4 protein-coding genes and 3 pseudogenes are annotated in these 6,000 nt (G+C 43.1%); 2 read left to right on the top strand and 5 right to left on the bottom strand.

Annotation, left to right across the window (positions count from 1 at the left end; all coding sequences use genetic code 11):
* The first annotated feature begins 190 nt into the window (after positions 1-190).
* A complete protein-coding gene (locus tag BCM02_RS26060) occupies positions 191-658 on the top strand; it encodes a hypothetical protein (protein ID WP_148932050.1) in 468 nt (155 codons plus the stop codon).
* 231 nt (positions 659-889) lie between these two features.
* Positions 890-1,286 (top strand): annotated as a pseudogene (locus BCM02_RS36700) (transposase); the annotation flags it as partial.
* Positions 1,287-1,818: 532 nt separating this feature from the next.
* On the opposite strand, the gene BCM02_RS26050 reads toward BCM02_RS36700, so the two are convergent.
* The 5 genes and pseudogenes from BCM02_RS26050 to BCM02_RS36690 form a co-directional block, all read right to left on the bottom strand.
* Complete coding sequence (locus tag BCM02_RS26050) at positions 1,819-2,973, bottom strand: acyltransferase family protein (RefSeq protein WP_148932049.1); 1,155 nt, start codon at positions 2,971-2,973, stop codon at positions 1,819-1,821.
* A gap of 42 nt (positions 2,974-3,015) precedes the next feature.
* Positions 3,016-4,185, bottom strand: coding sequence for an acyltransferase family protein (locus tag BCM02_RS26045; RefSeq protein WP_187434410.1), 1,170 nt, complete (start codon positions 4,183-4,185; stop codon positions 3,016-3,018).
* A 414-nt stretch (positions 4,186-4,599) separates the two neighbouring features.
* Positions 4,600-5,070, bottom strand: a complete 471-nt coding sequence (locus BCM02_RS26040) for an ImmA/IrrE family metallo-endopeptidase (protein WP_342791339.1) — start codon at positions 5,068-5,070, stop codon at positions 4,600-4,602.
* Positions 5,070-5,186: pseudogene (locus BCM02_RS36695) on the bottom strand (helix-turn-helix domain-containing protein); the annotation flags it as partial. The gene BCM02_RS26040 and the pseudogene BCM02_RS36695, both read right to left, overlap by 1 nt.
* A gap of 162 nt (positions 5,187-5,348) precedes the next feature.
* Positions 5,349-5,531 (bottom strand): annotated as a pseudogene (locus BCM02_RS36690) (helix-turn-helix domain-containing protein); the annotation flags it as partial.
* Between the last annotated feature and the right edge of the window lie 469 nt (positions 5,532-6,000).

Genomic DNA, 6,000 nt, shown 5'->3' with positions numbered 1-6,000 from the left:
CTCCGTTGCATAAAAAATCCCCTCCACTGGTTCTGCTTCTAGCTTACTACGTTAAGTAGTCTAGACTCAAATCCAATTTCGGGGCTTAAGAGTTATAACATCGGCATGCTGTGGCCATCGGAGTTTGTGAATTTAGTGGTATAACCTCCGCATTGTCTATTAAAATATACTTATAAGGGGAGGGGATAATTTGCTGATAAAACGGATGGCATTATCGATGTTACTTGGATGCTCTACACTAGTTTTCATTCCGGTTGCTACAAGTGCTAACTTAGAACCTGGGTGGAGCGAAGTACATTTCATAAGCAACTCAGCTTTTAATTTTGGGAAGGTTTACTCCATTCGGCCAGGTGACTCGCGTGCTACAATAATGGCATGGAAAAATAACACTGGTAAGACTGTGAATATAAGTGAAATAAGGTTGATTACACCACCTGGGATGAATCTCCGTTTAGTGATAAACCGTTTAAATATGGACTTTACCCCATCCGCAACAACCATTATTGAATCCTTTGGAACTGGGAATCCGGAATTGTATCATGACATGATTGTTTTGCCTGGAGGGATGATTGAGATTGGATATCGGTTTTCTGGCTTTTCTCAAAATTTTAATTTAGGTAACATGGGAGCTCTGATTATTCACGGGAGAACTGATTAGTGTCATAATATTAAAGATATTTCATTGATTTTCTTCCACAGTATTATTGGTGACAATAGACCTGTCCACCAAATGATTGGGAACTTCTAAGTTGATTGCAACTCGAGTTCATTCTTGCCAACCCGTATTATTGCTTTGAACGCGTGGAACACTTGCGGCATGGTAGCAAGTGCTTTCGTAATTTATTGGCTAGTGTATGAAGTTCATCGTCATAGCCGCGTTTCCGTATGCCGTTTGGTTGCTCCGACGGACCTGAAGAAGGTTACCGCTAATCTAAAGCCGACCTACAAAGTGGTTACGGAAGAAACAGTCTTGTTGGAACTGGACCGATTTATTGTCACCTGGGGCAGTAAATACCCTCATTGTGCGTTCCAGGCGCAACAATCGGGAGAAGCGCTCCACCTTCTTTAAATACCCGCCTGAAATTCGTAAGTTGCTCTACACGACGAACATGATTAAGGGCTATCATCGCCAGCTTCGCAAGGTCACCAAAGGAAAAAGCATTTTCCCAAGTGACAACTCTGCTGAAAATGCTCTACTTTAGCTACGATGGGATGCCACTCGCAATTGGACAGGGCGTGTGCAAAACTGGGGCCAAATGCTCCTTCAGCTCTTCGTCTTTCTCCCCCGGCTATCCTGTAACACATCTGGTCCGACAGACCCATTGCTCAACTTGCGGAGATACTTGAAATGCTTCTGCTGTCTTATAGTACTGCTGATTAGCCAGGCAAAGGTAGACTTCCGATCTTAACGTGCGACCCTTTGTCATAGCTTTCACGTCCTTTCGTAGGCTTTAAGCTACTATGACCTGTGTTCTTCCGATTCCTTTGCAATACTTTGGTTAAAACACAAATGACCCACAAGAGGGTCACTTTTTACAAGTGTCCTTCTTGGGGTCACAGTTCGTATTATACAGGTTGTTAGTATTTCACCTGTCTACCCGAAAGGGGGAGCATTTCATCAAGGGAAATGATTTGTTTTACAGTAATTTGTATCATTGAGAACTATTTAGTTATGATATAATTTGTAAACTTTTGAGACCTTTGTGGAATGACGTTAATTCCTGCAAGCGAAAGTTGCGGTGAATTTGCCTAGCAGCGGGTCATTTTGTACAGTAGTCCTTCTTGAGGGACACAGCCCAGCGCGTTCTATAGACTATATCAAAGTGTATTCACTTTTGCAGTAGTTGTTTGCTCTAGAGGAGGGGAGGCGTTTAGCGATGTTATTCTGTCACGGTACTTCATTATTGGCAATTCGAAGTATCTATGGATATAAAAACCAAATGTGATAGTTATCACAACCGCAATTAACCATGCTCCTACAGAAATTAAAGCGATGTCATCTAAGTTAAGTGCTTCCGTTGCTTTAACTGTTACCGCAAAAACAAACCCATGTAATAAATATACGCTGTAACTGGTCAAGCTTAGAGTTAATATTAGTTTTGTACCCCTTATATTTGGAGAAGATTTTAGTCTCTGACTTGCTTCGAGACTTGCAATAATAAAAGTGATGAACAAAGAATTCAAACTGAAGTAAGCTGTTTTAAAGAAGTACGAGTTATCCAAGTTGTCGCTAAAGCCGAGATAATAAACGTAGAGGCAGCACGCCATAAACCCAGAGAAGGCTAATGAAAATAAAGTTTTTGATCTTGAAATTCTTTGATAAATATGGGGATGGTAATGTTTGATCCCGGCTAATGTGACACCGAACATTAAGCTGTCTAGTCTTAAAAATATTTGTTTTCTCACGCCGAAATCGTAAGTAGGTTCAAAAGCTAAGGTGTAAATAAATCTAACGATTAGCTCTCCAACTATAAAGAGCCCACATATTGTAAAAACCACCGTTCTAGCATTCCCTTTAAAAAACTTAATGCCAATTAAAAAAATAACAGGTACTATCAGATAAAACCATTCTTCGATGGACAAACTCCATGTTAAAGAGTAAAAGTCTAAGTGCACTTCATTAAAATTCTGCAAAAACAAGAAGTAATCCCAATAGAAAGTTCGATGCATTAAAAACAACCCTATTACTATCACAAAATAAATCGGCAATGTTCGCAACCAACGACGGATGAAGAAGTTTTTTAGAGAATTCCATCTGCCAGTCTCAATGACTTCTTTAATTATTATTCTACCAATGAGGAAACCGCTTAAAACGAAAAAAAGTTCCACACCCACAATTCCAGTCATGAGCATGATACCACTCATTTCTGTTGATTCATGGTTTTTAAGGAGAAAATTAGAAATACCGTGACAAAGCAAAACCATCGCTATTGCTGAGGCTCTAATAATATCTAGACCCAAATTTCTACTCATTTTCTTTACCCCACCTATATTATATATAGTTTTATATATAGATTAAAATCGGTTTTCGGCATTTGCTGATGCCACTTTAATCGTATTCTTTTTGGATTGTAGTGCTTTAACTATCTTATTGCCAATCTTTATGGACGGCTCTTCAACCCAATAATATGCCGCTGAAGCTAATACTACCGAGATAACCGCCGTTATAAGCCAGATCAAACTGACAGGCAATTTCCCGTATAACTGGTTTAACATTCCAAGCAACACAATAGTATGGATGAGGTATAAACTATAAGAAATCTTGCCTAGGAATACGATTGGTCTTATATTCAGTATCTTTGAGAGTGTTTTAGAGTTCAAAGAAAACCAAATCATAAGACAAGATCCCATAAGAACGACAAAATTATCGCCAACCCAAAGATGTAATATGTTGGTATCAGGTAAGAACCAGTATGGATAAGTATAAGTTAGAACAAGGAAGGCAAATAGTGCCCACTTGCTGAAAGGGTTAATCATAGTGTAGAGGCGCCCCAAATGATCCCTATGTTTTGCCAGCAATGCACCTGCCATGAAGATAAACGAATAATGTAGTGTATCGGCGAAGCCAGTTTGGTAGTCGTTGTAAGATGTATAGTTATTTAATACGTAACGCACAGCATATGCGAGCATTGATACAAACACACCGATCGCAATATTGGTTTTCCAATTGAGGCGAATGATCAAAATGATTAGTAGTGGGAAAATTATGGATATGCGCATTTCGTGAATCAGCGACCAATAAACAGGATCGAAAATATTGTGGTGAAAGTCACCAATAAGAAAAATATGGTTAATAATTATTCCTGGCGTGAGCTCATTTGCCCACTTCTCATTGAACCAACTGCTAAGTTCTGGATTTGCTCCGGTCTTAAGTAAAGTCATTGCGAGTATTCCCAGACCCACAGAGAAGATGTATGGCAACCATATTCTACAAATTCTCTTTACTAAGTACTGACCGTAAGGTAAATTCTTGTTTTTGTAAAACGGCAGTGACAATACAAATCCACTAAGCAAAAAGAACAGTAGAACACCGGAATGTCCGCTCCAAAAGAAATGCAAAGGTGTGTTTTCTACTTTTGAAATCCAGAGAATCGCAGGCCCTGCCAGTAAAAAGTGATGAAGCATTACGCTAAATGAAGCGAGTCCTCTAAGTGAATCAAGCTCGATAAATCTTTCCTTCTGCATACGACCAATCCCCCAAATAAGGCATTCATTTGATACGAATTGTATCATAGGCCTGCTTTATTTGGAATGCACAATAATTAAATCTTTGCCAAATGTGGATACTATGAGATCGCTTTGAGCGGGCGGAGGAGTTTAATTGGCTCATCCCTCTTTCTAGGGACGGTCAATGAGGGGATCGGTAAAATAGCGAAGTTAGAAAAGTGCTATATTCCTAAAGCTTAACTCAGGCAGTAGGCGGAGGTCGCCTGAGCGGTGTGTGCTCAGTTCGGGCGTCTGCGCTAGTTCCTTCACAACGTTGTCACTTTTGTGAGCGAAGCGCTTAGGGTCTCTCTCCAGTTTTGGAACAACGATAAGAACACGACAAGCGAACTAACTCTAAAATCGCTTGTCGTTTTTTTATTGGACACTTCCCGTCTACTCAAACATCTCCGCCACGCCCAACGGGTCGAAATAGATCATATACTTCTCCTCGTATACGGTCAGCCGGCCGTACTTCTCCTGATAATGCTTGATGGCCTGCTCCAGAAAATCCTCGATGACGCCGAGATATTCCGCGAGTTCGAATCGCCCCTTCACGCCGGCTTGGTAGGCGAGCACGATGCCGGATAGCGGGACGAGTTTCTCGTAAGCCCAGTTGCGGGCCCGCTTCTCCTGCTTGCGGTTCTCGAGCCGCCGCTGGTCCAGGATATCGCCGCTGGTCGTGTGGTAATGTCCAAGTTCCTCGGCGAGGATGCACCCCTTCTCGGTCATCGTCGGAATGGCGCGATTGATCCAAATGACGCGGTCGCCGTAGAGACCTTTGATGGCAGGAGGCATGAAGCGCTCATAGACGTCGACGCCTTCTCGTTCCGCCCTTCGCAGCAGAAATTCGTATCCCACAGGCATCACCCCCGGCGGTTTCGTTTCGATCGGACAAATGCCTTGAACTGACGAATCTCCTCCAATTCCTCTTCCGTCCAATCCTCGCTCTCGTGATGGGCCGCAACCGTCTCCAAATCGTCATAGGCCTGCGTTAGGCCCGCGGACTCCGTCTTTCCGTTCCCGTTCTCGCCTTGTATCGGCCTCGAAACCGCGACCGTGGCTTGCAGCGAGTCGCTATCCAACGTCATGCCGCCCTGCATGAGCTTGTCTTCGACGAGCGCGTGGTCGGGCTGGCCGAGCAGGTAATCGAGCGATACGCCGAACAGCTCCGCTAGCTTTACGGCATGCTCGGCGCTCAGTTTCCTTCTGCCGCGCTCGATGTTGTAGTAATACTGGGTCGAGATGCCGAGCTTCTCCGCCACCTCGGCGCCGGTCAAGTCTTTGACGCGCCGGGTGATCCGTATGCGATCGTGTGAGGAATGCATGATACCCACCTTCCGTTCAGGCTAGTAGTCTTAACTTAGCATCTATTTGGATAGAAAACAAATGAGATACCGAGAAGAAACGAGAGGATTGTAACGAAATGAGAGGAAAAATGGAGTTTTTGTCCATTAATGCGAACGATATTCGATTTTTTGGATCATAAGTATCCTTGATAAAAGTATCCAAATGGAATAGTATCTACTCAAGGCCATCTTGTAGCTCGGTAAGCTTACCGTGCATAATGGAAGTCGCTAGAGGTGATAACGCTACTTACCTATGAGTGATTGGCAAATATCGGTTGTATGGCGCAGCTCGGCGCGAGAGACTCGACAGACGCCGGTTGGATGGCGCGGCTTAGGTACGTGAGAATTGGCGGATGATAGCTTATTGGTGCCGCTTAGGAACAAGACTTTCGAACAGGCTTGTGGCAGCAGAACCGGTTTTGAGTAAGAGAAGAGATATCGACGCAAT

This window comes from Paenibacillus methanolicus (assembly GCF_008124765.1).
In the GTDB taxonomy this organism is placed as follows: Bacteria; Bacillota; Bacilli; order Paenibacillales; family Paenibacillaceae; genus Paenibacillus_Z; species Paenibacillus_Z methanolicus.
This window is presented reverse-complemented; position numbering and strand designations above follow the sequence as displayed.